This is a genomic window from Pseudomonas sp. TE36184, from assembly GCF_054060055.1.
The window spans coordinates 5,776,405-5,802,054 of the sequence record NZ_JBSSCU010000001.1 but is presented as its reverse complement, the minus strand read 5'-3'; the positions used below and the strand labels follow the sequence as shown (position 1 = coordinate 5,802,054).

General features: G+C 58.2%; 26 protein-coding genes, 1 tRNA gene and 1 pseudogene. 6 read left to right on the top strand and 22 right to left on the bottom strand.

Annotated elements, in window-relative coordinates:
* Position 1: 1 nt before the first annotated feature.
* From ACVWZP_RS26275 to trmJ, 14 genes are all read right to left on the bottom strand, one after another.
* Positions 2-1,027 carry a RodZ domain-containing protein gene (locus tag ACVWZP_RS26275; RefSeq protein ID WP_457370257.1) on the bottom strand — a complete coding sequence of 342 codons (1,026 nt, stop codon included), beginning with the start codon at positions 1,025-1,027 and terminating at the stop codon, positions 2-4.
* Positions 1,027-1,785, bottom strand: coding sequence for a type IV pilus biogenesis/stability protein PilW (pilW, locus tag ACVWZP_RS26270; protein WP_457370256.1), 759 nt, complete (start codon positions 1,783-1,785; stop codon positions 1,027-1,029). The genes ACVWZP_RS26275 and pilW overlap by 1 nt, the downstream gene beginning before the upstream one ends.
* A gap of 12 nt (positions 1,786-1,797) precedes the next feature.
* A complete protein-coding gene (rlmN, locus tag ACVWZP_RS26265) occupies positions 1,798-2,946 on the bottom strand; it encodes a 23S rRNA (adenine(2503)-C(2))-methyltransferase RlmN (RefSeq protein ID WP_017846178.1) in 1,149 nt (382 codons plus the stop codon).
* A 28-nt stretch (positions 2,947-2,974) separates the two neighbouring features.
* Positions 2,975-3,400, bottom strand: a complete 426-nt coding sequence (gene ndk, locus ACVWZP_RS26260) for a nucleoside-diphosphate kinase (RefSeq protein WP_017846179.1) — start codon at positions 3,398-3,400, stop codon at positions 2,975-2,977.
* Positions 3,401-3,491: 91 nt separating this feature from the next.
* The gene (iscX, locus tag ACVWZP_RS26255) at positions 3,492-3,692 is read right to left on the bottom strand and encodes a Fe-S cluster assembly protein IscX (protein WP_017846180.1); all 201 of its coding nucleotides are present in this window, start codon (positions 3,690-3,692) and stop codon (positions 3,492-3,494) included.
* Positions 3,693-3,706: 14 nt separating this feature from the next.
* A complete protein-coding gene (gene fdx, locus ACVWZP_RS26250; RefSeq protein ID WP_104904502.1) occupies positions 3,707-4,048 on the bottom strand; it encodes an ISC system 2Fe-2S type ferredoxin in 342 nt (113 codons plus the stop codon).
* A 3-nt stretch (positions 4,049-4,051) separates the two neighbouring features.
* Positions 4,052-5,914, bottom strand: coding sequence for a Fe-S protein assembly chaperone HscA (gene hscA / locus ACVWZP_RS26245; RefSeq protein WP_017846182.1), 1,863 nt, complete (start codon positions 5,912-5,914; stop codon positions 4,052-4,054).
* Between the two features lie 51 nt (positions 5,915-5,965).
* Complete coding sequence (hscB, locus tag ACVWZP_RS26240) at positions 5,966-6,487, bottom strand: co-chaperone HscB (protein ID WP_046382174.1); 522 nt, start codon at positions 6,485-6,487, stop codon at positions 5,966-5,968.
* An 8-nt stretch (positions 6,488-6,495) separates the two neighbouring features.
* On the bottom strand, positions 6,496-6,819 hold the full coding sequence (gene iscA, locus ACVWZP_RS26235; RefSeq protein ID WP_010565230.1) for an iron-sulfur cluster assembly protein IscA: 324 nt from the start codon (positions 6,817-6,819) through the stop codon (positions 6,496-6,498).
* A gap of 29 nt (positions 6,820-6,848) precedes the next feature.
* Entirely contained in the window at positions 6,849-7,235 is a 387-nt protein-coding gene (gene iscU / locus ACVWZP_RS26230; protein WP_003443374.1) for a Fe-S cluster assembly scaffold IscU, read from the bottom strand.
* A 99-nt stretch (positions 7,236-7,334) separates the two neighbouring features.
* Complete coding sequence (locus tag ACVWZP_RS26225) at positions 7,335-8,549, bottom strand: IscS subfamily cysteine desulfurase (protein ID WP_046382173.1); 1,215 nt, start codon at positions 8,547-8,549, stop codon at positions 7,335-7,337.
* A gap of 50 nt (positions 8,550-8,599) precedes the next feature.
* Positions 8,600-9,091 (bottom strand): Fe-S cluster assembly transcriptional regulator IscR, encoded by a 492-nt coding sequence (iscR, locus tag ACVWZP_RS26220; RefSeq protein WP_003194020.1) that lies wholly within the window; start codon positions 9,089-9,091, stop codon positions 8,600-8,602.
* Between the two features lie 303 nt (positions 9,092-9,394).
* Positions 9,395-10,177, bottom strand: coding sequence for a serine O-acetyltransferase (gene cysE, locus ACVWZP_RS26215; RefSeq protein ID WP_046382172.1), 783 nt, complete (start codon positions 10,175-10,177; stop codon positions 9,395-9,397).
* Positions 10,178-10,179: 2 nt separating this feature from the next.
* Positions 10,180-10,950, bottom strand: coding sequence for a tRNA (cytosine(32)/uridine(32)-2'-O)-methyltransferase TrmJ (gene trmJ / locus ACVWZP_RS26210; RefSeq protein WP_003210307.1), 771 nt, complete (start codon positions 10,948-10,950; stop codon positions 10,180-10,182).
* Positions 10,951-11,095: 145 nt separating this feature from the next.
* On the opposite strand from trmJ, the gene suhB reads away from it, so the two are divergent.
* Positions 11,096-11,911, top strand: coding sequence for a type III secretion system regulator SuhB (suhB, locus tag ACVWZP_RS26205; RefSeq protein WP_017846186.1), 816 nt, complete (start codon positions 11,096-11,098; stop codon positions 11,909-11,911).
* A gap of 205 nt (positions 11,912-12,116) precedes the next feature.
* On the opposite strand, the gene ACVWZP_RS26200 is transcribed toward suhB, so the two are convergent.
* The 6 genes from ACVWZP_RS26200 to queA all read right to left on the bottom strand — a co-directional run bounded on the left by ACVWZP_RS26200 (position 12,117) and on the right by queA (position 18,191).
* The gene (locus ACVWZP_RS26200) at positions 12,117-12,659 is read right to left on the bottom strand and encodes a glycine zipper 2TM domain-containing protein (protein WP_017846187.1); all 543 of its coding nucleotides are present in this window, start codon (positions 12,657-12,659) and stop codon (positions 12,117-12,119) included.
* A 124-nt stretch (positions 12,660-12,783) separates the two neighbouring features.
* A complete protein-coding gene (gene secF / locus ACVWZP_RS26195; protein ID WP_017846188.1) occupies positions 12,784-13,698 on the bottom strand; it encodes a protein translocase subunit SecF in 915 nt (304 codons plus the stop codon).
* Between the two features lie 9 nt (positions 13,699-13,707).
* Positions 13,708-15,576 carry a protein translocase subunit SecD gene (secD, locus tag ACVWZP_RS26190; protein ID WP_457370255.1) on the bottom strand — a complete coding sequence of 623 codons (1,869 nt, stop codon included), beginning with the start codon at positions 15,574-15,576 and terminating at the stop codon, positions 13,708-13,710.
* A 62-nt stretch (positions 15,577-15,638) separates the two neighbouring features.
* Complete coding sequence (gene yajC / locus ACVWZP_RS26185; protein WP_003175975.1) at positions 15,639-15,977, bottom strand: preprotein translocase subunit YajC; 339 nt, start codon at positions 15,975-15,977, stop codon at positions 15,639-15,641.
* A 43-nt stretch (positions 15,978-16,020) separates the two neighbouring features.
* The gene (tgt, locus tag ACVWZP_RS26180) at positions 16,021-17,136 is read right to left on the bottom strand and encodes a tRNA guanosine(34) transglycosylase Tgt (protein ID WP_010565220.1); all 1,116 of its coding nucleotides are present in this window, start codon (positions 17,134-17,136) and stop codon (positions 16,021-16,023) included.
* Positions 17,137-17,141: 5 nt separating this feature from the next.
* Positions 17,142-18,191: a tRNA preQ1(34) S-adenosylmethionine ribosyltransferase-isomerase QueA gene (queA, locus tag ACVWZP_RS26175; protein ID WP_017846191.1), complete on the bottom strand. Its 1,050-nt coding sequence runs from the start codon at positions 18,189-18,191 to the stop codon at positions 17,142-17,144.
* Positions 18,192-18,299: 108 nt separating this feature from the next.
* Between queA and ACVWZP_RS26170 the strand changes: the two genes are divergently transcribed.
* The 3 genes and pseudogenes from ACVWZP_RS26170 to ACVWZP_RS26160 form a co-directional block, all read left to right on the top strand.
* Positions 18,300-18,384: transfer RNA gene (locus ACVWZP_RS26170), tRNA-Leu, on the top strand.
* A gap of 140 nt (positions 18,385-18,524) precedes the next feature.
* Positions 18,525-19,550 (top strand): IS110 family RNA-guided transposase, encoded by a 1,026-nt coding sequence (locus ACVWZP_RS26165; RefSeq protein WP_079443074.1) that lies wholly within the window; start codon positions 18,525-18,527, stop codon positions 19,548-19,550.
* A gap of 357 nt (positions 19,551-19,907) precedes the next feature.
* Positions 19,908-20,912, top strand: a pseudogene (locus ACVWZP_RS26160) (tyrosine-type recombinase/integrase); the annotation flags it as partial.
* A 968-nt stretch (positions 20,913-21,880) separates the two neighbouring features.
* On the opposite strand, the gene ACVWZP_RS26155 reads toward ACVWZP_RS26160, so the two are convergent.
* A protein-coding gene (locus ACVWZP_RS26155) for an IS3 family transposase (protein ID WP_457369968.1) occupies positions 21,881-23,031 on the bottom strand; the annotation gives its coding sequence in 2 pieces (ribosomal slippage) (positions 21,881-22,794 and positions 22,794-23,031; 1,152 coding nt in all).
* A 36-nt stretch (positions 23,032-23,067) separates the two neighbouring features.
* Here ACVWZP_RS26155 and ACVWZP_RS26150 point away from each other — a divergent pair.
* Positions 23,068-24,060, top strand: coding sequence for a hypothetical protein (locus tag ACVWZP_RS26150; protein WP_457370254.1), 993 nt, complete (start codon positions 23,068-23,070; stop codon positions 24,058-24,060).
* 296 nt (positions 24,061-24,356) lie between these two features.
* Here ACVWZP_RS26150 and ACVWZP_RS26145 read toward each other — a convergent pair whose 3' ends face one another.
* On the bottom strand, positions 24,357-24,665 hold the full coding sequence (locus ACVWZP_RS26145) for a DUF3077 domain-containing protein (protein WP_017846211.1): 309 nt from the start codon (positions 24,663-24,665) through the stop codon (positions 24,357-24,359).
* A 578-nt stretch (positions 24,666-25,243) separates the two neighbouring features.
* Between ACVWZP_RS26145 and ACVWZP_RS26140 the strand changes: the two genes are divergently transcribed.
* Entirely contained in the window at positions 25,244-25,621 is a 378-nt protein-coding gene (locus ACVWZP_RS26140; protein WP_232565970.1) for a cytochrome c, read from the top strand.
* Positions 25,622-25,650 lie beyond the last annotated feature (29 nt).

The following is a 25,650-nucleotide window of genomic DNA, read 5'->3' as shown; positions in this document are numbered from 1 at the left end:
ACTATTGTCCCAACTTCAGGCGAGCAGTTTCGCCACTGGTGAACGGCGCTACGTCGACAGGCTGGCCGTTGTAGGCCACTTGCGCGCCACGGGCAAAGCCCAGACGCAGCGTCAAAGGAGGCTTGCCGCCCTGGTCGAGCGTATCTCCCTTACGCTTCAGACCGCTAAACAGCACTTTGCCATTGCCATCGCTGAGTTGCGTCCAGCAGTCAGCAACGAAGGTAATTTGTACGTGCCCGTCACCGGCGATCAACACGGGAGTGGTCGGCGGCGAAATCGCGGGGGCCGTCGGGGCGGCGGCAGGCGCTGGCGCCTGCACGGGAGCGACCGGGGCGGTGGCTTGCGCCACAGGCGCCACCGGAGTGTGCGCCGGTGCAGCCGGTACGACCGGGGCGTGCGCCGGTACGGCTGGAGCCGGCACCGCAGCAGTGGTGGCCGCCGGGGGCGATTCCGCCGCGGGTTGCTCGGCCGTCACTGGTGCTTCGGGCGCAGCCTGGCCTTCGGCGACAGCCTGGTCTTCCGGCTCGTCCAACGGGTGAATCTGCGTGGTGCCGTCGGCGCTTTCGACTTCGACGTGCTCCATGGCGTTGCTGGTCAGGTCCTTGGTGCGCTGGGAGGCCTGGTCCTGCCACCAGACGAAACCGCCACCAATCACGGCGATCAGCAGCAACAGGCTGACGATACGCAGGATCGTGTGGGACACCCGCACCGGCTCTTCGATGCGCCCCAGGCCATGGACGTTGCTGCCCTGGGAGTCGGTGCCGGTGACCTGGTCGAATTGCTGGACCAAGATGGCCTGGTCGATACCCAACAATTTGGCGTAGGCGCGGATATAGCCGCGGGCGAAGGTATGCCCAGGCAGCTTGTCGAACGCGCCGGCTTCCAGGTTGCCCAGGGACGTGGTGGTCAAATTGAGCTTGAGGGCCACTTCCGCCAGCGACCAACCATTGCTTTCGCGGGCCTGACGCAAGGTGTCGCCTGGGTTTACGCGATTAGCTGCTACAACTTCCGGGTGCGCCGCTTTCATCATTGCTCCGACAGGTATTGCTGATATTCCGGCGTACCGGGATAGAGTCGTTCGAGTTGCTGGCCATAACGTGCGGCCGTGTCGCGTTCTTCATGAACCGTCGCCAGGCGCACACCGAGCAATAGACTACGTGCATTTTGCCCGCTGAGCAGGCTAAAACGTTCGTAATAGTCACGTGCCGGCACATAATGCCTGTCTTCGTAAGACAACTCAGCCATTTCGAGCAAAGCGCGAGGCTGGCGACTGTTCAGGTGCAGGGCTTTTTCCAGGTGTTGGCGCGCGATGTCACGCTGGCCGAGACGCTTGGAGGCCACCCCAAGGTTCTCGAACACGCGCGACCGCTCTGGGTAGAGGGTATCGGCGCTGGCTTGCTGGAAATAACGGGAAGCCTGGTCATAGCGTTTCTGCTCGAACAGGAAGCTGCCGTAGTTGTTCAGCAGCCGGGGATCGGCAGGACGGGAAACCAGGGCCTTGCTGAAATACTGCTCGGCCAACTCAGGCTCGGCCTGGGCCTGGAACACCAGGGCGAGTGCGCCATTGGCCTCGGCATCGTCGCCGTCGAGTTCAAGGGCCTTTTTCAACGGCACCTTGGCCTGCTCGCTCATGCCCTGGCGCAGGTAACCCAAGCCCAGTTGCACATAAGCCACTCGCGCCTCTTCGCGGCCCTTGCCGGTTTGCAAAGGGCTGTCATAGCCCGATGAAACACAACCGGTCGCGAGACCGGTAACAAGCAAAAGCAGCGCAAGGCGCAAGGGCATAGAGATCCTCTCTCAGGTTCGAGTCGCGGCGCTTTGCGGCACATCGTCGGCGGCGCTCAGTTCGCGCACGGCGATATAACGTTCGCTGCGACGGGTGCGATCCAGCACCTGTCCTACCAATTGGCCACAGGCGGCGTCGATGTCTTCACCACGGGTGGTACGCACGGTGACGTTGAAGCCGGCCTGGTGCAGTTGATCCTGGAAACGGCGGATGGCGTTGTTGCTCGGCCGCTCATAGCCAGAATGGGGAAACGGGTTGAACGGAATCAGGTTGATCTTGCACGGGATGTTCTTGAGCAACTCGATCATCTCGATCGCGTGTTCGACCTTGTCGTTGATGTCCTTGAGCAAGGTGTACTCGATGGTCAGCACGCGCTTTTCGCCCAGGGACGACATGTAGCGCTGGCAAGATTCAAGCAGCATCTTAAGCGGATACTTCTTGTTGATCGGCACCAATTGGTTACGCAATGCGTCATTGGGTGCGTGCAGCGACAACGCCAGGGAGACGTCGATGTGCTTGGACAGCTCATCGATCATCGGCACCACGCCGGAGGTCGACAGGGTCACACGGCGCTTGGAGATGCCGTAACCCAGGTCGTCCATCATCAGGTGCATGGCCGCGATCACGTTGTCGAAGTTCAGCAGCGGCTCACCCATGCCCATCATCACCACGTTGGTGATGGCACGGTCGACGGTCGCCGGGACGCTGCCAAAGGATTTGTTGGCAATCCACACCTGGCCGATGACTTCGGCGGCGGTGAGGTTGCTATTGAAGCCTTGCTTGCCGGTGGAGCAGAAACTGCAGTCCAGGGCACAGCCTGCCTGGGACGAAACGCACAAGGTGCCACGTTTGCCCTGGGGAATGTAGACGGTCTCGACGCAGCTGCCGGACGCCACGCGCACCACCCACTTACGGGTGCCGTCGCTGGAGATGTCCTCGCTGACAACTTCGGGACCACGGACCTCGGCAATAGCCTTGAGCTTGTCGCGCAGGGCCTTGCTGACGTTCGTCATGGCGTCGAAATCATCGACGCCAAAGTGGTGAATCCATTTCATTACCTGACCGGCACGGAAACGCTTCTCCCCGATCGAGTCGAAGAATTTTTCCATTTCCTGTTGAGTCAGACCCAGCAGGTTGGTTTTTACAGTCGATGTAGTCATGGATTCACCTTCACTCTTAAGCCAATGCTTAGCGAGTGGTTACTTCAGTAGCTGCGAAGAAGTACGAAATTTCGCGGGCAGCAGCGGCTTCGGAGTCCGAACCGTGTACAGCGTTGGCGTCGATGGAATCAGCGAAATCAGCACGGATGGTGCCGGCAGCTGCTTCTTTAGGGTTGGTAGCGCCCATCAGCTCACGGTTCAGAGCGATAGCGTTTTCGCCTTCCAGAACCTGAACGACAACAGGACCGGAGATCATGAAGGCAACCAGGTCGCCGAAGAAGCCACGAGCGCTGTGCTCAGCGTAGAAGCCTTCAGCTTCAGCCTTGGACAGTTGCTTGAGTTTCGAGGCTACAACCTTCAGGCCGGCTTTTTCGAAACGAGTGGTGATCTCGCCGATGACGTTTTTTGCAACAGCGTCAGGCTTGATGATGGAGAAAGTACGTTGAACAGCCATGGTGTAACTCCAGAAACGGTAATTTGCGAAAAATTAAACCCGCGAATTATACGCGGGTTCTTGGGTATTGCCTAACTGCGTAAAGGAGGCGTCAGTCCTGTTCTTCTTTCCAGGCAGTCTGGATCGCTTCCAGGACCTTTTCACCGCCGCGGTCGCGCTCATCGTCAAACCCAGGCAAAGCCATGACCATGTCACGCAAAGCGACAAAGTTCAGCGAGTAGGGATCCATATCCGGATTGCCATCGGCCAACAGGATAGCGATCTCTTGCACATCAACCCATTTAAGACTCATGACACTTCCTTGAATCAATGCGGCGCTTCGGCCGCATGGTTGAGCGAATATTTCGGAATTTCGACGGTGATGTCTTCGGTCCCGACCTTGGCCTGACAGCTTAGGCGAGAAGTCGGCTCCAGGCCCCAGGCACGGTCAAGAAAGTCTTCTTCCAACTCGTCAGCTTCTTCCAGAGAGTCGAAACCCTCGCGAATGATGCAGTGACAAGTGGTGCAAGCGCAGACACCGCCGCAGGCACTTTCGATCTCGATGTGGTTGTCATGGGCAACTTCGAGGATGGACTTGCCGGTCTCAGCCTCCACGACCATACCGTCCGGGCAATGCTCGGCGTGTGGCAGAAAAATGACCTGCGGCATCAATTATTCCTCAATTTCATTCAGGTTGCGGCCCGCCAGGGCAGCTTTTACCGTCTGGTTCATGCGGCGGGCAGCGAAGGCATCGGTCACTTGCGACAGGCGCTTGGTCTGCTGCTCGATGGCATAGCCATCGGAGCCTTTCATCAATTCGGCGAGTTCCTGCATCTGCAGGTCGATGACCATGCGTTCTTCGGCATCCAACAGGCGTTCGCCGTCGACATCCAGGGCGCCCTGCACCGCTTCGAGCAGGCGCTGGGCATCGACTTGCTGCTCGCGCAGCACGCGGGCGACCTTGTCGTCACTGGCATACTGGAACGAATCCTTGAGCATCTTGGCGATTTCGCCGTCGGTCAGGCCGTAGGACGGCTTGACTTGGATGCTGGCCTCAACGCCCGAGCCCAATTCACGCGCAGCCACACTGAGCAGGCCATCGGCGTCGACCTGGAAGGTCACGCGAATCTTCGCCGCGCCCGCGACCATCGCCGGGATACCGCGCAATTCGAAGCGCGCCAGGGAGCGGCAGTCGCTGATCAGCTCGCGCTCGCCCTGCAGCACATGAATCATCATGGCCGTCTGGCCGTCTTTGTAGGTGGTGAAGTCCTGGGCGCGGGCGACGGGGATGGTGGTGTTGCGCGGAATCACCTTCTCCATCAGGCCGCCCATGGTTTCCAGGCCCAGGGACAGCGGAATCACGTCGAGCAGCAACAGTTCGCCACCGTCGCGCTTGTTGCCCGCCAGGGTATCGGCCTGGATCGCAGCACCAATGGCCACCACTTGATCCGGGTCGATTTCTGTCAGCGGCTGACGACCGAACGCTTCGGCAACGGCTTCGCGCACGCGCGGCACACGGGTCGAACCACCGACCATGACCACGGCAGCCACGTCTTCGAGTTCTACGCCGGAGTCACGCACAGCGCGGCGACAGGCTTTGAGGCTGCGGGCGACCATCGGCTCGATCAGCGCATCGAAGGCTTCGCGGGTCAACTGGGCCGACCAATTGCCGTAGGAAACGTCAACAGAGGCCGCGTCAGTCAGGGCTTCTTTGGCGGCGCAGGCGGTTTGCAGCAGATGGCGCTGCTCGCCCGGGTCCAGGTCATCGGACAAACCGGCACTGCTGATGATCCAGCGCGCGATCGCATGGTCGAAGTCATCGCCGCCCAGGGCAGTATCGCCGCCGGTGGCCAACACCTCGAAGACCCCGCCGGTCAGGCGCAGGATCGAAATATCAAAGGTACCGCCGCCCAGGTCGTAAATGGCGACCAGGCCTTCGGCCTGCTGGTCGAGGCCATAGGCCACGGCGGCCGCGGTCGGCTCATTGAGCAGGCGCAGTACGTTCAGGCCGGCGAGTTTCGCCGCGTCCTTGGTCGCCTGGCGCTGGGCGTCGTCGAAATACGCCGGCACGGTGATCACCGCCCCCACCAGTTCGCCGCCCAGGGTGGTCTCTGCGCGCTGGCGCAGCACCTTGAGGATATCGGCCGACACTTCCACCGGGCTTTTCGGGCCCTGGACGGTGTCGATGAACGGCATGTGCGACTCGCCGCCGACAAAGCGGTACGGCAGTTGATCGCCCAATTGCTTGACGTCGGACAACCCACGACCCATCAAGCGCTTGACCGACAGCACGGTGTTCAACGGGTCGGTGGACGCCGCCAGCTTGGCCGACTCACCGACTTCAGTGCGATCGGCGTGATAGCGCACCGCCGACGGCAGGATCACCTGGCCATCAGCATCGGGCAACGGCTCGGACAGGCCGCTGCGCAAGGCGGCGACCAGGGAATTGGTGGTGCCCAAGTCAATCCCGACCGCCAGGCGACGCTGGTGCGGTTGAGGACTTTGGCCGGGTTCGGCGATCTGCAGTAGGGCCATGGTAATCAGGTCTTATCTGTCTTTCAGGCGTGCAACAGGGGCAGCGCTGGGTTAATCGTCGAGGCGCTCTTCTAACTGGCGCACTTCGTAGGAGAGCTTGTCGAGGAACTGCATGCGCCGCATCAGGCGTTCGGCCTGCTCACGTTGCGCTGCATCGTCCCAACAGGCTGCGAAGCTTTCGTTGAGCTCATCCTGGGCCACTTTCAGACGCCGCTTGAAGACTGCGACACCCGCCAGATCGGCTTCGTCCTGCAAGTCTTCGAGTTCCTCGCGCCACTGCATCTGCTGCATCAGAAAGTCCGGATCATGCACCGTGACTTCCAGCGGCAACTCACCACCGTTCATCGCGAGCAGGTAACGCGCGCGCTTGGGGGGGCTTTTGAGGGTCTGATAGGCTTCGTTGAGGCTGGCCGACTGCTCCAGCGCCAGGCGCTGTTCACGCTCGGAAGCGTCGGCAAAGCGGTCCGGATGCACGCCACGCGCCAATTCACGGTAGCGCGTGGCAAGCTGCTCGAGGTCCAGCCGAAAGCTCGGTTGCAACTCGAATAAAGCGAAATGACAAGGAGTGCCCACAAGTAGCCTCAGATGTTGAAGCTTTCGCCGCAGCCACATTCACCGCGCACGTTGGGGTTGTTGAACTTGAAGCCTTCGTTCAACCCTTCCTTGACGAAATCGAGTTCGGTGCCGTCCAGGTAGGTCAGGCTTTTCGGGTCGATGATCACTTTCTCGCCGTGACTTTCGAACACCTGATCTTCCGCCACTACCTCGTCGACGAACTCCAGCACATAGGCAAGGCCGGAACAGCCCGTGGTGCGAACACCCAGACGAATCCCCTCACCTTTACCGCGCCCATCCAGGGAGCGTCGCACGTGCCGCGCAGCCGCTTCTGTCATGCTGATAGCCATCGTTGACTCCTTACTCGTCGCCAAATGCTTTAGATCAAGCCTTTCTTCTGCTTGTAGTCGCGAACGGCCGCCTTGATGGCGTCTTCTGCGAGTACGGAGCAGTGAATCTTCACTGGCGGCAAGGCCAGTTCTTCGGCCAGCTGAGTGTTCTTGATGGTCTCTGCTTCATCCAGAGTCTTGCCTTTCATCCACTCGGTCGCCAGGGAGCTGGAGGCGATGGCCGAACCGCAGCCGTAAGTCTTGAACTTGGCGTCTTCGATGATGCCTTGTTCGTTGACCTTGATCTGCAGGCGCATCACATCGCCGCACGCCGGAGCGCCGACCATGCCGGTGCCGACATCAGGGTCTTCCGCGTCCATCTTGCCGACGTTGCGCGGGTTTTCGTAGTGGTCGATGACCTTTTCGCTGTAAGCCATGGTACTGAATCCTCACTCATCAGGGCCGCTCTGGAACCCTGTAAAAACGTCTGCGTTTTCCGCCACGTTCCTACAGAGCTGGGGTGGCGGCTTCTATAGTTAGTGTGCCGCCCACTCGATCTTGGAAATGTCGATGCCGTCTTTGTACATGTCCCACAGCGGCGACAAGGTGCGCAGCTTGGTGACGGCCTCGCAGACTTTCTGCGCGGCGTAGTCGACTTCTTCTTCGGTGGTGAAACGGCCAAACGTAAAGCGGATCGAGCTGTGCGCCAGTTCGTCGTTGCGGCCCAGGGCGCGCAGCACGTAGGACGGCTCAAGGGAGGCCGAGGTGCAGGCCGAACCGGACGAAACCGCCAGGTCCTTGAGCGCCATGATCAGCGACTCGCCTTCGACGTAGTTGAAGCTCAAATTCAGGTTGTGCGGTACACGGGCAGTCATGCTGCCGTTGATGTACAGCTCTTCAAGGTTTTCGACCTGCTTGTAGAAGCGATCGCTCAGGCCCTTGATACGCACGTTTTCGGCAGCCATTTCTTCCTTGGCGATACGGAACGCTTCGCCCATGCCGACGATCTGGTGAGTCGCCAGGGTGCCCGAACGCATGCCGCGCTCGTGACCGCCGCCGTGCATGGTGGCTTCGATACGCACGCGAGGCTTGCGGCTCACGTACAGGGCGCCGATGCCTTTTGGGCCGTAGGTTTTGTGCGCCGAGAACGACATCAGGTCGACTTTCAGCTTCGACAGGTCGATGTCGACCTTGCCGGTGGACTGAGCCGCGTCGACGTGCAGCAACACACCTTTGGAGCGGGTCAGCTCGCCGATGGCAGCGATGTCGTTGATGGTGCCGATTTCGTTGTTCACGTGGATCACGGAAACCAGGATGGTGTCTTCACGCATGGCCGCTTCGATCATCGCCGGCGTCACGATACCGTCGGTGGTCGGCTCGATGTAGGTGACTTCGAACCCTTCACGCTCCAGTTGGCGCATGGTGTCGAGGACCGCCTTGTGCTCGATCTTGGTGGTGATCAGGTGCTTGCCTTTGGTCGCGTAGAAATGCGCGGCGCCCTTGATTGCCAGGTTGTCGGATTCGGTGGCACCGGAGGTCCAGACGATTTCGCGTGGATCTGCACCCACCAGGTCGGCGACTTGGCGACGAGCGTTTTCAACCGCTTCTTCGGCTTTCCAGCCGAATACGTGGGAACGCGACGCCGGGTTGCCGAAGTTTCCGTCAACCAGCAGGCATTCGCTCATCTTTTGCGCGACACGCGGGTCAACCGGGGTGGTCGCTGAGTAATCAAGGTAAATCGGCAATTTCATGGACTTTCTCCTAAATCAGGCTGGCTGGCGTGCCGTTAGCTCTTCGGCTGTCACTCGACGGCGGACGCTTCAATCTTGTCCAGACGCGGCGCCTTGGTGTTGCAACGGCGCTGGTCCTGACGCTGGGCTACTTCTTGCACCTCACGGCGAGTCACAAGATCAGCCAAGCTGATACCACTCAAAAACTCATGGATCTGCAGGCTCAAGTCACACCACAAGTGGTGGGTCAGGCAGGTGTCGCCGGCATGGCAATCACCCAAACCCTGGCATTTGGTGGCATCGACGGATTCGTTGACCGCGTCGATCACCTGGGCCACCTGAATGCCCTGCATGTCGCGGGACAGTTGATAGCCGCCACCCGGCCCACGCACACTGGAGACCAGATTGCTGCGGCGCAATTTGGCGAACAGTTGCTCGAGGTAGGACAGGGAAATGCCTTGGCGCTCGGAGATATCGGCCAGGGACACCGGCCCAGTTTGCGCGTGCAAAGCCAAGTCAAGCATGGCGGTCACCGCGTATCGGCCTTTTGTAGTCAGTCTCATGGACAAGTACCAAGGTGTTTCAGAATGGGAGCAAGTATGCTATTCCCGAGTATTTAAGTCAACTATAAGACCTAGTACTTTAGTCAGGATTACCCGTAAAAAGGGCGCGCAAATAATAGCAGGATGGGGTGGGGACGAACAGAAGGAACAGCGGTCAAGCAGGAATTCCAAGACCAATGGAGAACAACCTGTGGGAGGGGGCTTGCTCCCGATGGCGAAGGACCAGTCAATGTATGGGTGACTGCCCCACCGCTATCGGGAGCAAGCCCCTTCCCACAGGGGACTTTTGGTGATCGCGAGGCTTCAGCCAGCCTTGGTGGCGGCTTCGTCTTTGATCTCGGCGAAGTCCTCTTCGCGCAGCTCAGGCAGGTCTTTCGCACAATAGTTACTGCCCAGCTCCTTCAGCGCGCCGCACATGCCGTCCAGCTTGCCATCTACCGCCTGCAGGTGGTCGAGCAACTGGCCGATGGCACGGGCCACCGGGTCGGGCATGTCTTCGCTGACGCCGTAGGCATCGAAGCCGATCTTCTCAGCCATGGCCTTGCGCTTGGCTTCCTGCTCATCGCCGACTTCCGGCTTGACGATGATGCGCCCCGGAATGCCGACCACGGTTGCGCCCGGCGGCACCGCCTTGGTCACCACCGCATTGGAGCCGACCTTGGCCCCTGCCCCCACGGTGAACGGACCCAGCACCTTGGCGCCCGCCCCGACCACTACACCGTTTTCCAGGGTCGGGTGACGCTTGCCCTTGTTCCAGCTGGTGCCGCCCAGGGTTACGCCCTGGTACAGGGTCACGTCGTCACCGATTTCGGCGGTCTCGCCAATCACGATGCCCATGCCGTGGTCGATAAAGAAGCGGCGGCCGACCTTGGCGCCCGGGTGAATCTCGATGCCGGTCAACCAGCGCCCAAAGTTGGACACCACCCGCGCCAGCCATTTCCAGCCCATGCCCCACAAGGCACCGGACAGGCGATGAATCCAGATCGCATGCATGCCCGGGTAGCAGGTCAGTACTTCAAAGGCGTTGCGCGCCGCCGGGTCACGGTGGAAAACACTCTGGATATCTTCTCGCAAACGCTCGAACATTTTTAATCCTTCCGCTTAAGAAGCTCGCCACGGGCCGCTTTCTGGGTTTCCGTGAGGATGCCACGCAATATATTCATTTCCGCCCGGCTGACCGAGCTGCGTCCGTACAGACGACGCAGGCGCGCCATCAAGTGCCGCGGTTTTTCCGGATCGAGGAATTCGATGGCCACCAGGGTTTGCTCCAGGTGTTCATAGAACCGCTCCAGCTCGTCCATGGTGGCCAACTCGCCACTCTTGGTCGACGCCACTTCATCCTTCTCAACCTTGCTCGGCTGCCCTTCAGCGGCCAGCCAGGCCATGCGTACTTCGTAACTCAACACCTGCACCGCCGCCCCGAGGTTCAGCGAGCTGAACTCCGGGTCTGATGGAATATGCACATGATAATGACATCGCTGCAGCTCTTCGTTGGTCAGGCCGGAGTCTTCACGGCCGAACACCAGGGCGATTTCAGCGCCGCCGGCGGCCTCTTCCACCACTTTGGTCCCGCATTCACGCGGATCGAGCAATGGCCAGGGGATGCGCCGGTCGCGGGCGCTGGTGCCGAGCACCAGGTTGCAGCCGACCAATGCGTCTTCCAAAGTGGCGACGACCTGGGCTTTTTCAAGGATGTCATTGGCGCCGGATGCGCGGGCATCGGCCTCGTGGTGCGGGAACACGCGCGGCTCGACCAGCACCAGGCGCGTCAGCCCCATGTTTTTCATGGCTCGCGCCACCCCGCCGATATTGCCGGGATGACTGGTATTGACCAAGACGACACGAATGTTTTGCAGCAAGGGAGGCGCTCTCGGACACGGGAAAGGGGAGCAAATCTTACAGAACAGCCTAAGGTTATGCCACGAAAGCTCACGCCGTCCTTCACCTGAAGAAAGTTTCTGCTAGAATGCTCGGCTTTCTTTAACAACCTTAGGTGACACATCCATGCAGCCCATGCTGAATATCGCGCTGCGCGCCGCCCGCAGCGCCAGTGAATTGATCTTCCGCTCCATCGAGCGCCTGGATACCATCAAGGTCGACGAAAAAGACGCCAAGGATTATGTATCCGAGGTGGATCGCGCCGCCGAACAGAAAATCATCGACGCCCTGCGCAAGGCCTACCCGACCCACGGCATTCTCGGCGAAGAAACCGGCCTGCACAAAGGCAGCGGCGAAGGCGAAGACTACCTGTGGATCATCGACCCGCTGGATGGCACCACCAACTTCCTGCGCGGTATCCCGCACTTTGCCGTGAGCATTGCCTGCAAATACCGTGGCCGCCTGGAACACGCCGTTGTGCTGGACCCGGTTCGCCAGGAAGAATTCACCGCCAGCCGCGGCCGTGGCGCCCAACTGAACGGTCGTCGCCTGCGCGTCAGCGGCCGCACCAGCCTGGACGGCGCCCTGCTGGGCACCGGCTTCCCATTCCGTGACGACCAGATGGACAACCTGGACAACTACCTGGGTATGTTCCGCGCCCTGGTTGGCCAGACCGCCGGCATCCGCCGCGCCGGTGCAGCCAGCCTGGACCTGGCCTACGTCGCCGCCGGTCGTTTCGATGCCTTCTGGGAATCGGGCCTGTCCGAGTGGGACATGGCAGCGGGCGCCCTGCTGATCCAAGAGGCCGGCGGCCTGGTGAGCGACTTCACCGGCGGGCATGACTTCCTGGAGAAAGGCCACGTGGTAGCCGGCAACACCAAATGCTTCAAGGCAGTGCTGACGGCGATCCAGCCGCACCTGCCGGCTTCGCTGAAGCGCTAAGCGAGCGAGCACAAAAAAGCACCCTTCGGTGCTTTTTTTATGCCTGGAATTTGGTGTGAGCTTAAATACCAGCAACACCACAAGCCAACTGTGGGAGGGGGGGCTTGCCCCCGATAGCGGAGTTTCAGCTACAGATAGGCTGACTGACACACCGCCATCGGGGGCAAGCCCCCTCCCACATTGTGAAATGTGCCAGGCCCGGGGGTTATTGCTGGTTCTGGCCCAGGATCAGACGCCCCTCTTTATCGACCGGGATCTGGCCACCTGGGTCACGGTCCATACGCACCGAACCTTCCTTGCCATCCAAGGTGTAACGCACGTCATAACCGACGACCTTGTCGCTGATGTCGTTGACGGTGTTACAACGGGTTTGCGTGGTGGTGTAGGTATCGCGGTTCTGCATGCCTTCCTGCACCTTGTTACCGGCATAACCGCCACCGACCGCACCGGCCACGGTGGCCAGCTTCTTACCGTTACCGCCACCGATCTGGTTGCCCAACAGGCCACCGGCCAGCGCACCGACCACCGTACCGACGATCTGGTGTTGATCCTGCACCGGCTTCTGCCGGGTCACGGCGACGTCCTTGCAGACCTCGCGCGGGGTTTTAATCTGGGTTTTCACCGGCTGCACCGCCAGCACTTGCGCATACTCAGGGCCGCTTTTTACCAGGCTGTAGGTGGCAACAGCACCCCCGGCAGTCACACCGACAGCACCCAATACCGCACCAACCAGTAACGACTTGTTCACGTTGAACCTCCTGACCATCACAAACGGACCGAAAGATCCGCGCTATACCCAGCCTTGGAGCAAAAAAAAAGGCGCGAGTTCAATACTCGCGCCTTCTTTGTAACAGCAGATCAACAACCACCCATCAAGGGCGGTCGTCGACCTCCTTGCCAGTCGCGGCCGGAGGGATCAGGTCTTCGCTGTTGAGGTTCAGCCAGATCAGCACCACGTTGGCGATGTAGATCGACGAGTAGGTGCCCGCCAGAACGCCGATAAACAGCGCCAGGGAGAAGCCCCACAGGTTGTCGCCACCGAAGATCATCAACGCTGCGATCGCCAGCAAGGTGGAGATCGACGTCGCCATGGTGCGCAACAGGGTCTGGGTAGTGGAGATGTTGATGTTCTCGATCAACGTCGCCTTGCGCAGTACGCGGAAGTTCTCGCGAACCCGGTCGAATACCACGATGGTGTCGTTGAGCGAGTAACCAATGATCGCCAGCACCGCGGCCAGCACGGTCAGGTCGAAGGTGATCTGGAAGTACGCCAGGATACCCACGGTCACGACCACGTCGTGGATCAGCGAGACAATGGCGCCAACACCGAACTTCCACTGAAAGCGGAACGCCAGGTAGATCATGATGCCGACCAGCGCCATCAGCATGCCGAGGCCGCCCTGGTCGCGCAGCTCTTCACCCACTTGCGGGCCGACGAACTCGACGCGCTTGACCGCCGCCGGGTTATCACCGCCGACCTTCTGCAAGGCCTCGGCAACCTGGTGACCCAGCTGCGGGTCTTCGCCCGGCATCCGCACCAGCAGATCGGTGGTCGCACCAAAGCTCTGCACGATAGCTTCGTGATAGCCGGCCTTGACCAGCTCTTCGCGCACCTGAGTCACGTCGGCCGGCTTCTCGTAGGTCAGCTCAATGAGCGTACCGCCGGTGAAGTCCAGACCGTAGTTCAGGCCCTTATGGAACCAGCTGAACAACGCCAGAACGGTAAGGAGCACGGTGACGCCGAACGCAATATTGCGAACGCCCATGAAGTTGATTGTACGTAACATGGCAGCCCCTTAAATCCACAACTTCTTGAAGTCACGCCCGCCAAAGATCAGGTTGACCATTGCGCGGGTCACCATGATGGCCGTGAACATCGAGGTAAAGATACCGAGGGACATGGTCACCGCAAAACCTTTGACCGGGCCGGTGCCCATGGCAAAGAGAATCCCGCCGACCAGCAATGTGGTCAGGTTGGAGTCGAGAATCGCGGTAAATGCCCGGCCGAAGCCTTCGTTGATTGCGCGCTGCACGGTCATGCCCGCGGCGATCTCTTCACGAATCCGCGAGAAGATCAGCACGTTGGCGTCCACCGCCATCCCCATGGTGAGGACGATACCGGCGATGCCTGGCAGGGTCAGCGTAGCGCCCAGCAACGACATCAAGGCCAGCAGCATCACCATGTTGCCCGCCAGGGCCACGGTGGCGATGATGCCGAAGAAGCGGTAGATGGCGATGATGAACAGCGACACGAACAGCATGCCCCACAAGGCCGCATCGATACCCTTGGTGATGTTGTCGGCACCCAGGCTCGGGCCGATGGTGCGTTCTTCAGCGAAGTACATCGGCGCAGCCAGGCCACCGGCACGCAGCAGCAGGGCCAGCTCGGACGATTCGCCCTGGCCGTTCAGGCCGGTGATGCGGAACTGAGCACCCAGCGGCGACTGGATGGTCGCCAGGCTGATGATCTTCTTCTCTTCCTTGAAGGTCTGCACCGGCATATCTTTCTCGACGCCGTTGACCATTTGCTTGGTGTAGGTGGTGATCGGGCGTTGCTCGATGAAGATCACCGCCATGCTGCGCCCGACGTTGCTGCGCGTGGCGCGGCTCATCAGTTCGCCACCATGGCCATCCAGGCGGATGTTCACTTCAGGCGTACCGTGCTCGCCGAAACCGGCCTTGGCGTCAGTCACCTGGTCGCCGGTGATGATCAAGCCACGCTCGATCTGCGCCGCAGGGCGGTTGCCTTCACGGAACTCGAACGTCTCGGAAGTGGCTTTGGAAGCACCCGGCTCGGCGGCCAGACGGAATTCCAGGTTGGCGGTCTTGCCGAGGATACGCTTGGCTTCAGCGGTATCCTGCACGCCCGGCAGCTCAACCACGATGCGGTTGGCGCCCTGGCGCTGAACGATCGGCTCGGCCACACCCAGCTCGTTGACGCGGTTACGCACCGTGGTCAAGTTCTGCTTGATGGAGTATTCGCGGATTTCCGCCAGCTTGGCCGGGGTCATCGCCAGACGCAGTACAGGTTGACCGTTGAGGTCGGCCGGTACGATGTCGAAATCGTTGAAGTTCTTGCGGATCAGCGCACGGGCCTGCTCGCGGGACGCTTCGTCAGAGAAGCCCAGCTGGATGGCACCGTTGAGCTGCGGCAGGCTGCGATAACGCAACTTCTCTTTACGCAGCAGGCTCTTCACGTCGCCTTCGTAGACTTTCAGGCGCGCGTCGAGGGCTTTGTCCATGTCGACTTCCAGCAGGAAGTGCACACCACCGGACAAGTCCAGACCCAGCTTCATCGGGTGCGCGCCAATGCTGCGCAGCCATTTTGGCGTGGTCTGTGCCAGGTTGAGCGCGACAACGTAGTCGTCACCCATGGCCTTGCGCACGACGTCTTTGGCCGGCAATTGGTCTTCTTGCTTGGTCAGGCGCAACAAGCCGCCCTTCGCATCAGCTGCCAACGTTGCCGCTTTGACCTGGATGCCCGCATCGGTGAGCGCTTTGCTCGCGCGCTCCAGGTCAGCCTGATTGACCTTCAGCGAAGTGCTGGCGCCAGAGATCTGGATCGCAGGGTCATCAGGATAGAGATTGGGAGCGGAATAAATAAAACCGATCGCCAGCACCGCCAGGATCAGTAGGTATTTCCACAGAGGGTATTTGTTCAGCATCACGCCGCCCGCTTATAACGCGGGGCGCCTTGCGCGCCCCGTCGATTGGTAAAAGTTGTTACTCAGATCGCTTTGAGCGTGCCTTTAGGCAGCGTGGCGGCGATGGCGCCCTTCTGGAACTTCATTTCGACGGTGTCGGAGACTTCCAGAACCACGAAAGCATCGGAAACCTTGGTGATCTTGCCCGCGATACCGCCGGTGGTCACGACTTCGTCACCTTTCTGCAGGCTGCCGAGCAGGTTTTTCTGCTCTTTGGCGCGCTTGGCCTGTGGACGCCAGATCATCAGGTAGAAGATGACCAGGAAGCCGACCAGGAAAATCCACTCGAAACCACCGCCCATAGGGCCGGCAGCAGCAGGCGCAGCGGCATCAGCCATGGCGTTAGAGATAAAAAAGCTCATTTAGCACTCCAGTTGCAAATAGTGAATCTTAGGGTCGGAAAACTCAGTCCAAGGGCGGCACAGGGAGCCCGCGCTTGGCATAGAAGGCATCGACGAAGGCGGCCAATGTACCCTGTTGAATAGCCTCGCGCAAACCAGCCATCAGGACTTGGTAATGACGCAAATTGTGGATGGTATTCAACATGCTACCCAGCATTTCCCCACACTTGTCCAGATGGTGCAGATAAGCACGGGAGAAGTTCTGGCAGGTATAGCAGTCACAGGTGGGATCCAGCGGCGAATCATCATGGCGATGGAACGCGTTACGGATCTTCAGCACGCCTGTATCGATGAACAGATGCCCATTGCGGGCATTACGGGTTGGCATCACGCAATCGAACATGTCCACACCGCGGCGCACACCCTCTACGAGATCCTCCGGTTTGCCAACGCCCATAAGGTAACGAGGTTTGTCAGCAGGCATCAGGCCTGGCAGGTAATCCAGCACCTTGATCATCTCGTGCTTGGGCTCACCCACCGACAGACCGCCGATGGCCAGGCCGTCGAAGCCGATCTTGTCCAAGCCTTCCAGCGAGCGCTTGCGCAGACTTTCATGCATGCCGCCCTGGACGATACCGAACAGCGCCGCAGTGTTGTCGCCGTGGGCGTTCTTCGAGCGCTGGGCCCAACGCAGCGACAACTCCATGGAAACCCGCGCGACGTCTTCATCGGCCGGGTACGGCGTGCATTCGTCGAAAATCATCACGATGTCGGAGCCCAGGTCGCGCTGGACCTGCATCGACTCTTCCGGGCCCATGAACACTTTGGAACCGTCGACCGGCGAGGCGAAGGTCACGCCCTCCTCCTTGATCTTGCGCATGGCGCCCAGGCTGAACACCTGGAAACCACCCGAGTCAGTGAGGATCGGGCCTTGCCACTTCATGAAGTCATGCAGGTCGCCGTGCTTCTTGATCACTTCCGTGCCCGGGCGCAGCCACAGGTGGAAGGTGTTGCCGAGGATGATTTCGGCGCCGGTGGCGACGATATCGCGCGGCAGCATGCCTTTGACGGTGCCGTAGGTGCCGACCGGCATGAACGCCGGGGTCTCTACCGTACCGCGCGGAAAGGTCAGACGACCGCGACGGGCTTTGCCGTCAGTGGCCAGCAATTCAAACGACATACGACTCATAGTTGTTCCTCTGGGCCGCGTGGCGCCGGATTACGGGTGATAAACATCGCATCACCGTAGCTGAAAAAACGGTATCCATTGTCGATGGCAGCCTGATAAGCAGCCATGGTTTCCGGATAACCGGCAAATGCCGACACCAGCATCAACAGCGTGGATTCCGGCAAATGGAAGTTGGTCACCAGCGCATCGACCACATGAAACGGCCGGCCTGGGTAAATAAAGATATCGGTGTCGCCACTGAACGGCTTGAGCACGCCATCACGCGCCGCGCTTTCCAGGGAACGCACGCTGGTGGTGCCCACGGCAATCACCCGCCCGCCGCGCGCCTTGCACGCGTTGACTGCATCCACGACGTCCTGGCTGACTTCCAGCCATTCGCTGTGCATATGGTGGTCTTCGATGTTATCCACACGCACCGGCTGAAACGTGCCGGCCCCCACGTGCAGGGTCACATACGCGCTCTCGACGCCCTTGGCGGCGATCGCATCCAGCAGCGGCTGGTCGAAATGCAGCCCGGCCGTCGGCGCCGCGACGGCACCAAGGCGCTGGGAATACACCGTCTGATAGCGCTCGCGGTCCGCATCTTCGTCGGGGCGGTCTATATAAGGAGGCAACGGCATATGGCCGACGCGCTCCAGCAGCGGCAACACTTCCTCGGCAAACTTGAGCTCGAACAACGCATCATGACGCGCCACCATCTCGGCCTCGCCACCGCCATCGATCAGCAGAGTCGAACCCGGTTTCGGCGACTTGCTGGAGCGCACGTGGGCCAGCACGCGATGGCTGTCCAGCACCCGCTCCACCAGAATTTCCAGCTTGCCGCCGGAAGCTTTCTGGCCAAACAGCCGCGCCGGAATCACCCGGGTATTGTTGAACACCATCAAATCGCCTGGGCGCAAATGCTCAAGCAAATCAGTGAATTGACGGTGTGCGAGGGCACCGCTGAGCCCGTCCAGGGTCAGCAGTCGACTGGCGCGACGCTCGGCCAAAGGGTGGCGGGCGATCAGCGAATCAGGGAGCTCAAAAGTAAAGTCAGCAACGCGCATGATGGGGTTCGTCTAGCAGGGCCGGGAAGTCTAGCGGAAATAGTCAAAATTGACCATGAAACGTGATTGACCAACGGTAATCTCATCTCTATACTTCGCCGCCATTGAGCCCTGATGGCGGAATTGGTAGACGCGGCGGATTCAAAATCCGTTTTCGAAAGGAGTGGGAGTTCGAGTCTCCCTCGGGGCACCATATAGCAGTATCTGAAAGTCTCTACCAGACTCTCAGCAACAGAGAAACCGGCCACTTGAGCCGGTTAATGAGATGGTCACCCCCAACACCCTGTGAGGGCTACGCTTTCACGGGGTGTTTTGTTTTCGGAGGCCATCATCATGAGCGAGTCAGCACTGATCGGTATCGATCTCGGCAAACATACTTTCCACCTGCACGGCCAGGATAAGTCGGGCCGCGAGGTGTTTCGCAAAAAATGCTCACGAGCGCAGATGATGCAGTTTTTCGGCAATGTGCCGAGCTGTGTCGTGGTGATGGAGGCCTGTGCAGGGTCGCATTTTGTCGCTCGCCAACTGATGGCGATGGGACACACGGCCAAGCTGATTTCCCCGCAGTTCGTTAAGCCCTTCGTCAAGGGCAACAAAAATGACTTCGTCGACGCTGAGGCGATCTGTGAAGCCGCTTCCCGCCCATCCATGCGCTTCGTTACGCCTAAAACCGAATCCCAGCAAACCCTGTCTGTGCTGCATCGGATGCGCGAATCATTGGTGCATGACCGCACCAAAACGGCTAATCAGATGCACGGTTTTCTGTTGGAGTTTGGAATCAGCCTGCCCAAGGGATTGGCCATCATGAAGCGTTTGGCGAGCGTTTTGGCCGAGCACGAATTACCCGTTCGTCTGACGGTCTTATTGCAGCGCCTGCACGATCACTTCGTCTATCTGGATGAGCAAATCAAAGCGCTGGATAAAGAACTGGCGGGCCAACTGGCCAACGATGATCTGGGCAGTCGTTTGCTGAGCATGCCGTGTGTCGGCCCGATCACCGCCAGCCTGCTGGCTGTGGAGATGGGCGATGGTAAACAGTACCGATGCGGTCGCGACTTTGCCGCCTCCGTTGGCTTAGTGCCCAGGCAGTACAGTACGGGCGGCAAGGCCAATCTGCTGGGGATCAGCAAGCGGGGTGACAAGCATCTGCGACAACTGTTGGTGCAGTGTTCCAGGGTCTATATGCAGAGGCTGGATCACCAGAAAGGCGCTCTGGCTGACTGGGTTAAAACCTTGCTCAGTCGACGACATTCAAATGTCGTGGCCTGTGCCCTGGCTAACAAACTGGCGCGTATCGCTTGGGCGATAGCCGCTCGCCATACGCAATATGAAGCAGGGCCAGACGCTTTGAACGCCTGACCCTGCAGTTGTTGCAGTACCACGATTCACCCTTCAGGTTTTGCGATAGCTGAACAACAGATGATGTGAACGGCACACCGGCCTGGCGAAGATCCTGACATAAAAATCGGCTTCAGAAGCCGACCGGTTTTTAAGGATCGTCAGGCGCGACTCTCATCGTGGCGCTGGGGCATGCCCCAAACAGACGCCGGATAGATTTAAGCAAGCCAACCACACCACCCGTTAATCAGTATTGCAAAAATGGGGGTGACCATAGATTTTTTGTGTCTGGCTATCTACCTCTGTATCCCCTTATCCGTTGTATCCCTGTATCCCTACTTGTATCCTGAGAAAAATACCTAACTTTGGGATACAAGGATGAAGCGCGCAGATATCAAGCGCCGCCCTCTCGCCGACACGACGCTTGCAGGGCTGGAGCCGGAGTCAAAGGAATACCGGGAGCTAGACGGAAACGGCCTCTACTTCAGGGTCAAACCTGATGGTGGTAAATCCTGGCAGCTCCGCTACAAACGTCCGGCAGGCAATTGGGCTTGGATGGGGCTCGGGGGTTACCCAGAGGTCAGTGGTGCGCTGGCAAGAGACAAAGCTGCCGATCTACGCAAAGTAGTGAGTAGCGGCGCCGATCCCCTTGAGCAGAAACGATCCGCTAAAGCTGCAATCGATGCGGCCAAGGCCCGAACGTTTAGAGCTGCTGCTGAAGCTTGGCTCAAGGCCAAGGAAGAAAAGGGCCTCGCACCCTCCACCCTTCACAAAATTCGCACCTACCTCGACAAGGACATACTCCCGGCATTGGGAGATAAGCCCCTCGACGAAATCACCCGTACCGACTGTGCAGATCTCCAGGCATCCCTCGAAGCCAGAGACGCTCACAACGTGGCAGAAAAGTGCCGCACCTGGATCAACCAAATCTTCGGCCGAGCGATTGGTTTAGGACTCACCGAAAACGATCCAGGTAGCCGACTTCGCGATATTGCCGCCCAGGCACCCAAGACTCAGCAGCATCCACACTTACTAGAGCCTGAACTGGCTGAGTTCCTCCAAGCACTCAAAAACACTCCGAGCAGACTGACGGCACGCACCGCCGCATGGCTTTGTATCTGGACGGCTTCCCGACCAGGCATGGTTCGCTTGGCCGAATGGAAAGAGTTCGACCTTGAGAAGGCAATTTGGACGACGCCTGCTGCCAAGATGAAGATGCGCCGGGATTTTGTATGCCCCCTTCCCCATCAAGCAGTTACAGCTTTGAGGGATCTGCACAGTTTAACGGGGCGGAGTCGTTGGCTTTTCCCCGGTGTGGGAGCGAAGAACCCAACCATCAGCGAAAACACAATCAACAAAGTCTTCGCAACCATCGGCTACAAAGTGAATCGTCCCTTCTTCTGTAGACGCCTCCAGGCGTCAAGGAAGAGCCGCTAACCCTGCGTAACTGTTCGGTAGCGGCCCTTCTAAGCGAAAGCCCCTAGTTCGATGACACACGCCGTATTATTACAAACAGCTCATCCCAAGGCATTCATTGATGTAACACCTATTTGCCATGTAACACGCATACCGGCAAACCAGCCACAGCAGTGTAACGCCATACAAATCATTTAAAATCATGCACTTATTGACATATGTAACACGCGTAACACCCGTAACACAGTTTTATTATGCTATCCCCCTAGCCCCATTAGTATTGCTCCTCCAGCCAAGCGATGCGGGTCATGCTCTTAGCTTTAGTTCGATAGTGGGGACCCTGGAGCACTCTTGAAGGTACGGGGTAGGAAACCCGCGTGACCGAGTCAGCGGAAAGGTGCACAGCTTAGTGAACAGGTGAACCGGGTGAACTGCTGTTCACCAGTGCATTTGCCCTATGAATCGAAAAGCCGCTGGGGACCCTGGGCATTTCGGATAGACACGGGGCAAAGAACCCGCCGGATCTCGTTAGTGGCTGGGTTCCAAAGTTCGTTGACTAGTTGACCGAGTTGACCAGGCCAATCGTTCACTATCCTGAACGAAACCCATGACCGTTACAGATCCGGTAAGGATGCCCTTTTCTCTTCAAGATCCTTTCAATTTCAACGTTGAAATTTCAGTAAGCTGGTGCGGCTGCCGCTACGACGATCCCGCGGGTTTCATGCCCCGTACCTTCAAGAATGCGCCAGGGGCCCCCGCCTGTTCTAGTTATCAAGGAATGAAAAAATGAGTTACAGCTCGAAAATGATCAAGCTGCTGAATATCGATAGCGCGCTGGAGTGCCTCTCCGAAGATGAGATTACTGGAGGAGTCATAGACGCCATGGTGTGCAGTCACTCCTTCAAGAGCATGGACAATGAATCGCCCCGGATTCTCTAGACACCTTGCAAGCTCATTGCGTAACGCTTTTCAAACTCTACCGGTGACAGCTGCTTGTTGAAACCATGGCGGCGTTTTACGTTGTAGAACATCTCGATGTAATCGAACACATCACTCCGAGCATCTTCCCGCGTGGTGTAGATTTTTCGCTTGATCCGTTCCCGTTTCAGAAGCTGGAAAAAGCTCTCGGCCACGGCGTTGTCATGACAGTTGCCTCGGCGACTCATACTGGCAACCAAATTGTTTGCCTTTAAAAAGCTGCGCCAATCGGAGCTGCTGTATTGGCTGCCTTGGTCGGAATGAACCATCACCTCTTGCTTCGGTTTACGCCTCCAAACCGCCATCAACAACGCATCAATGGCCAAATCACTGGTCATCTGCGACTTCATTGACCAGCCAACGACCTGACGAGAAAACAGATCCAGCACCACCGCCAAATACAACCAGCCTTCATAAGTACGAATGTAGGTGATGTCGGTGACCCAAACCTTGTTGGGTTCCACGACATCGAACTGGCGCTTCAACAAATTGGGTGAGGCGACCGCTGGCTTACCGCCGTACTTTCCTGGGCGGCGTCGGTAACCTGTCTGAGAGCGCAGCCCTTCAAGACGCATCAGCCTTGCCACGCGATGGCGCCCGCAAACTTCACCGACCTCGCGCAGATCGTCATGGATTTTGCGATAGCCATAAACGCCACCACTTTCCAGCCATGAATGCTTGATCAAACCCAGCAGTCGCTGGTCGTCTTTGGCGCGTGCAGATTGCGGCTCAGACAACCAGGCGTAATAGCCACTGGGATGGACTTTCAGCGTGAGGCAAAGCCGTCGAATGGAATAGTCGCCGGCGCGCTGCTTGATAAAGGCGTACTTCAGCCGCACTCCTTGGCAAAGTACGCGGCGGCCTTTTTTAATATGTCTCGCTCTTCAGTAACGCGCTTTAGCTCCGCTCGCAGACGACGCAGTTCAGCGTGCTGGTCATCATCCTGCTGCCGTTCTTCTTGAGGTTTGCTGTAGCGCTTTATCCAGGCATAGAGGCTATGCGTTGACACGCCGAGACGGGCCGCTACCTCAGCGACAGGCAGCTTCTTTTCGGTCACTTGATTGACTGCTTGGATTTTGAATTCTTCGGGGTAACGCGGGTTGCTCATGGCACCTCCTAATTGGCCTCAGTTTAAGGCAAAGAGGTGTCTACGAAACCCGGGGCGATTCACAATATCGAGAAGCGTATACCTTTCGTGCTGGAGCTCAGCACCCGTAATAGCTCGCATTGGAAAAAACTGGTCACGCGTTCAAGCAAATGCTACTGGATCAAAGCAAAACAAGAAGGTGTAGCGGTGTTCGACGCAAACCTGGACTGCGGGTATATCAGGACGTACCGATTGAGCGGCTCTACGGTAGAGCAAAGGCCACTCAGCAAGTCGGGCTGGATTGAGCTGAAGAATGAGGAGGCTCTTTACGAGATTCTCGACTCTCCCACGAGCCGCCACATTTTTGATAGCTGGTACAAAGATAAGCAACAGGTCATGGACCTACCAACTGAGTTCGTGTCGGGGAGGCTAAGGAACACTGGGGTGGAGAAGGCATTCATTTTTGCGAAAGGAAATGGATGTGTTGTATGTGGGCAAAAAGCCTCTTGCTTCGCTGCAACGACGATAGGGAAGAACGTCGTCGCGGTAATGATCCAGCTTCCGGTTTGCTCTGAACACCTAGCTGAAGCCAAATCGCATCCATCTGCTTTCAGTTTCCTCGCATCTCTATTCAATCTTTCTTGGGATTGGCCATCCGTACAGAAGCTGGAAGCGATTCCGGATGAACTAATTCCAGTCATTCATTCTCTGGCAGCTGAAGAATTAGGCGGCGAGGTGATTCCAGCTGTAAAACGTGAGAATGGGTGGCAGCTACGGGTGTCGCTCCCGTCCGGCTGGCACTGGCTTTTGCGCATCAACTCACTTTCAGATTATGCCTACATGCTATTTGAGCCTGGTAAAAAGAAGCACTGCTATCGTGCGGATTCGGCCCCGCATCATCCGGAAGTACCATTTTTCCCTATGCACGAACACTCACGTCCGGATAAAGCGAAGGACGAAGTTTCTCCGAGCTTTCTTTACGGTCACCCGCTTCTAGATATCAAACGATTGAAATCCGCTGGACATCACTATGGCGCCTACGGAAACTAGGCATGAAAAGAAAATCGAGGGATGTATGGACTCCAATCGCTCACGATCTGTATCCCTACTTGTATCCCTGAACGTATAATTCCTCTACAAGGCACGAATTATATAGAACGCACGAGTCTCCCTCGGGCACCATCTTAAAAAAAGACCTTGAAATTCAAGGTCTTTTTTTTTCGCCTGTCGAAAAGTGGGCAACCAGCAAAATCCCTGACCAGCGCAACATCAACTTGAAACACAGCCCCTTGTGGGAGCTGGCTTGCCTGCGATAGCGTCAGCCGCAACACCCTCAAACCACCAGACTAACTACCCGCCACTTCACCCTCCTCCGTCACCCCATTGGCCAACATCCCATTCGCCAAATCATCCACCACCGCCTTCGCCATCTCCCCCAAATAATGCGCCGCCCAGGCATAACGATCCGCGCCCGTGTCCATGGCGGCATCCAACGCCAGCAGTTTTGAACAGTGGAGAAGTTCGGAGGCATGCTCCAGCGCATCGCGGATGGGCACGCCGGCGTTCACGCGGAATAGTCGGTGAAGGTTGGGCTGTTTGCCACAGGTGGAAAAGGTGATGACGCCGAGGGTTTTGTTGAGGGGTGGGTTGATCATTGGGCACCTCCTGGATGGGCGGAGGTGTGGGTGGTGGGGTTGTGAGGGTATGGCCTGTCAGAAACGCTCATGGTTTTAGCTCCTAATGTAGAGAGCTGCCACGTTCGTTTCTCATGCGAATGGGTGACAGCTATGCGCGGGCTGAGAAACCGGGACAATAGGAACCCGGCAGACCCGAAGGTCTCCCACGCATAGCCGCCATTGCACAGACATGCGGCACAAAAAAGCGCCAACAGTCTAATGGATGGTGGCGCCTATGCGCCTATTGTTTCTCGGATTCTCAAGTCCGGTCGCTGGGTTGGAAGCGACAGGGAGGAAGTTAGCGCAGGAGCGATTGGGGTTGAAAGTCAGTATCTGTGGCGAAAAATTTCCGTTAGGTCGGTCGGGGTTGGCGAACGACGCCGATTCCCCCCCAGATGCAGGAAACAACCGGGGTCTGCCCCCAATTACCTCCGGGAAAACGTATTGGTTTAATGGGCATCAGAAATGACCGTGTGCGCCGACGCGATGGCTGATATCTTTCCCGCGCGCCCAATCGCGTCCAATCAACGCCGGTCCCATCAAGGAAGATAAAAACAATGAAAGTAGTGCTCATCGCTTCGCTAGGAATGTTGTCGCTGACTCAAACATCACTATCCTTCGCGGATAATGCTAATGGAAAAAATCTCTATCTACAGCGATGCAGCATGTGCCATGGAATGGATCTCAAAGCAACAGGACCGCTGGCTAAAAAAAGTAATCCGCCGACGCCTGATCTAACAACGCTCGCTTTCAAAAAACGATTAAATGATTATCCGGGCGTGATTGTGTCTTCGATAATACTTCGCCCAAATGGCGACTTAATTCCAAGAACCTTGCGAGAGAATGGAGTAAAGCTATCGCCGCACTCATGGAGCGTTAAGGATTTTCGCGATTTAAATCAATACATGGGTGGCGTTATTTCAAAAACCCGATGACCGTCGAAGTGCCTGGTCCTGTGCTGTCT

Bases quoted from the DNA above. Each gene is read 5' to 3' on its own strand.
- hscA (WP_017846182.1), bottom strand. From the start codon at position 5,914: ATGGCCCTACTGCAGATCGCCGAACCCGGCCAAAGTCCTCAACCGCAC.
- cysE (WP_046382172.1), bottom strand. From the start codon at position 10,177: ATGTTCGAGCGTTTGCGAGAAGATATCCAGAGTGTTTTCCACCGTGAC.
- iscR (WP_003194020.1), bottom strand. From the start codon at position 9,091: ATGAGACTGACTACAAAAGGCCGATACGCGGTGACCGCCATGCTTGAC.
- yajC (WP_003175975.1), bottom strand. From the start codon at position 15,977: ATGAGCTTTTTTATCTCTAACGCCATGGCTGATGCCGCTGCGCCTGCT.
- rlmN (WP_017846178.1), bottom strand. From the start codon at position 2,946: ATGACTACATCGACTGTAAAAACCAACCTGCTGGGTCTGACTCAACAG.
- ACVWZP_RS26225 (WP_046382173.1), bottom strand. From the start codon at position 8,549: ATGAAATTGCCGATTTACCTTGATTACTCAGCGACCACCCCGGTTGAC.
- ACVWZP_RS26145 (WP_017846211.1), bottom strand. From the start codon at position 24,665: ATGATCAACCCACCCCTCAACAAAACCCTCGGCGTCATCACCTTTTCC.
- secD (WP_457370255.1), bottom strand. From the start codon at position 15,576: ATGCTGAACAAATACCCTCTGTGGAAATACCTACTGATCCTGGCGGTG.
- ndk (WP_017846179.1), bottom strand. From the start codon at position 3,400: ATGGCTGTTCAACGTACTTTCTCCATCATCAAGCCTGACGCTGTTGCA.
- secF (WP_017846188.1), bottom strand. From the start codon at position 13,698: ATGTTACGTACAATCAACTTCATGGGCGTTCGCAATATTGCGTTCGGC.
- fdx (WP_104904502.1), bottom strand. From the start codon at position 4,048: ATGCCGCAGGTCATTTTTCTGCCACACGCCGAGCATTGCCCGGACGGT.
- suhB (WP_017846186.1), top strand. From the start codon at position 11,096: ATGCAGCCCATGCTGAATATCGCGCTGCGCGCCGCCCGCAGCGCCAGT.
- ACVWZP_RS26165 (WP_079443074.1), top strand. From the start codon at position 18,525: ATGAGCGAGTCAGCACTGATCGGTATCGATCTCGGCAAACATACTTTC.
- iscX (WP_017846180.1), bottom strand. From the start codon at position 3,692: ATGAGTCTTAAATGGGTTGATGTGCAAGAGATCGCTATCCTGTTGGCC.
- ACVWZP_RS26275 (WP_457370257.1), bottom strand. From the start codon at position 1,027: ATGAAAGCGGCGCACCCGGAAGTTGTAGCAGCTAATCGCGTAAACCCA.
- tgt (WP_010565220.1), bottom strand. From the start codon at position 17,136: ATGTCGTTTGAATTGCTGGCCACTGACGGCAAAGCCCGTCGCGGTCGT.
- iscA (WP_010565230.1), bottom strand. From the start codon at position 6,819: ATGGCTATCAGCATGACAGAAGCGGCTGCGCGGCACGTGCGACGCTCC.
- ACVWZP_RS26140 (WP_232565970.1), top strand. From the start codon at position 25,244: ATGAAAGTAGTGCTCATCGCTTCGCTAGGAATGTTGTCGCTGACTCAA.
- iscU (WP_003443374.1), bottom strand. From the start codon at position 7,235: ATGGCTTACAGCGAAAAGGTCATCGACCACTACGAAAACCCGCGCAAC.
- pilW (WP_457370256.1), bottom strand. From the start codon at position 1,785: ATGCCCTTGCGCCTTGCGCTGCTTTTGCTTGTTACCGGTCTCGCGACC.
- queA (WP_017846191.1), bottom strand. From the start codon at position 18,191: ATGCGCGTTGCTGACTTTACTTTTGAGCTCCCTGATTCGCTGATCGCC.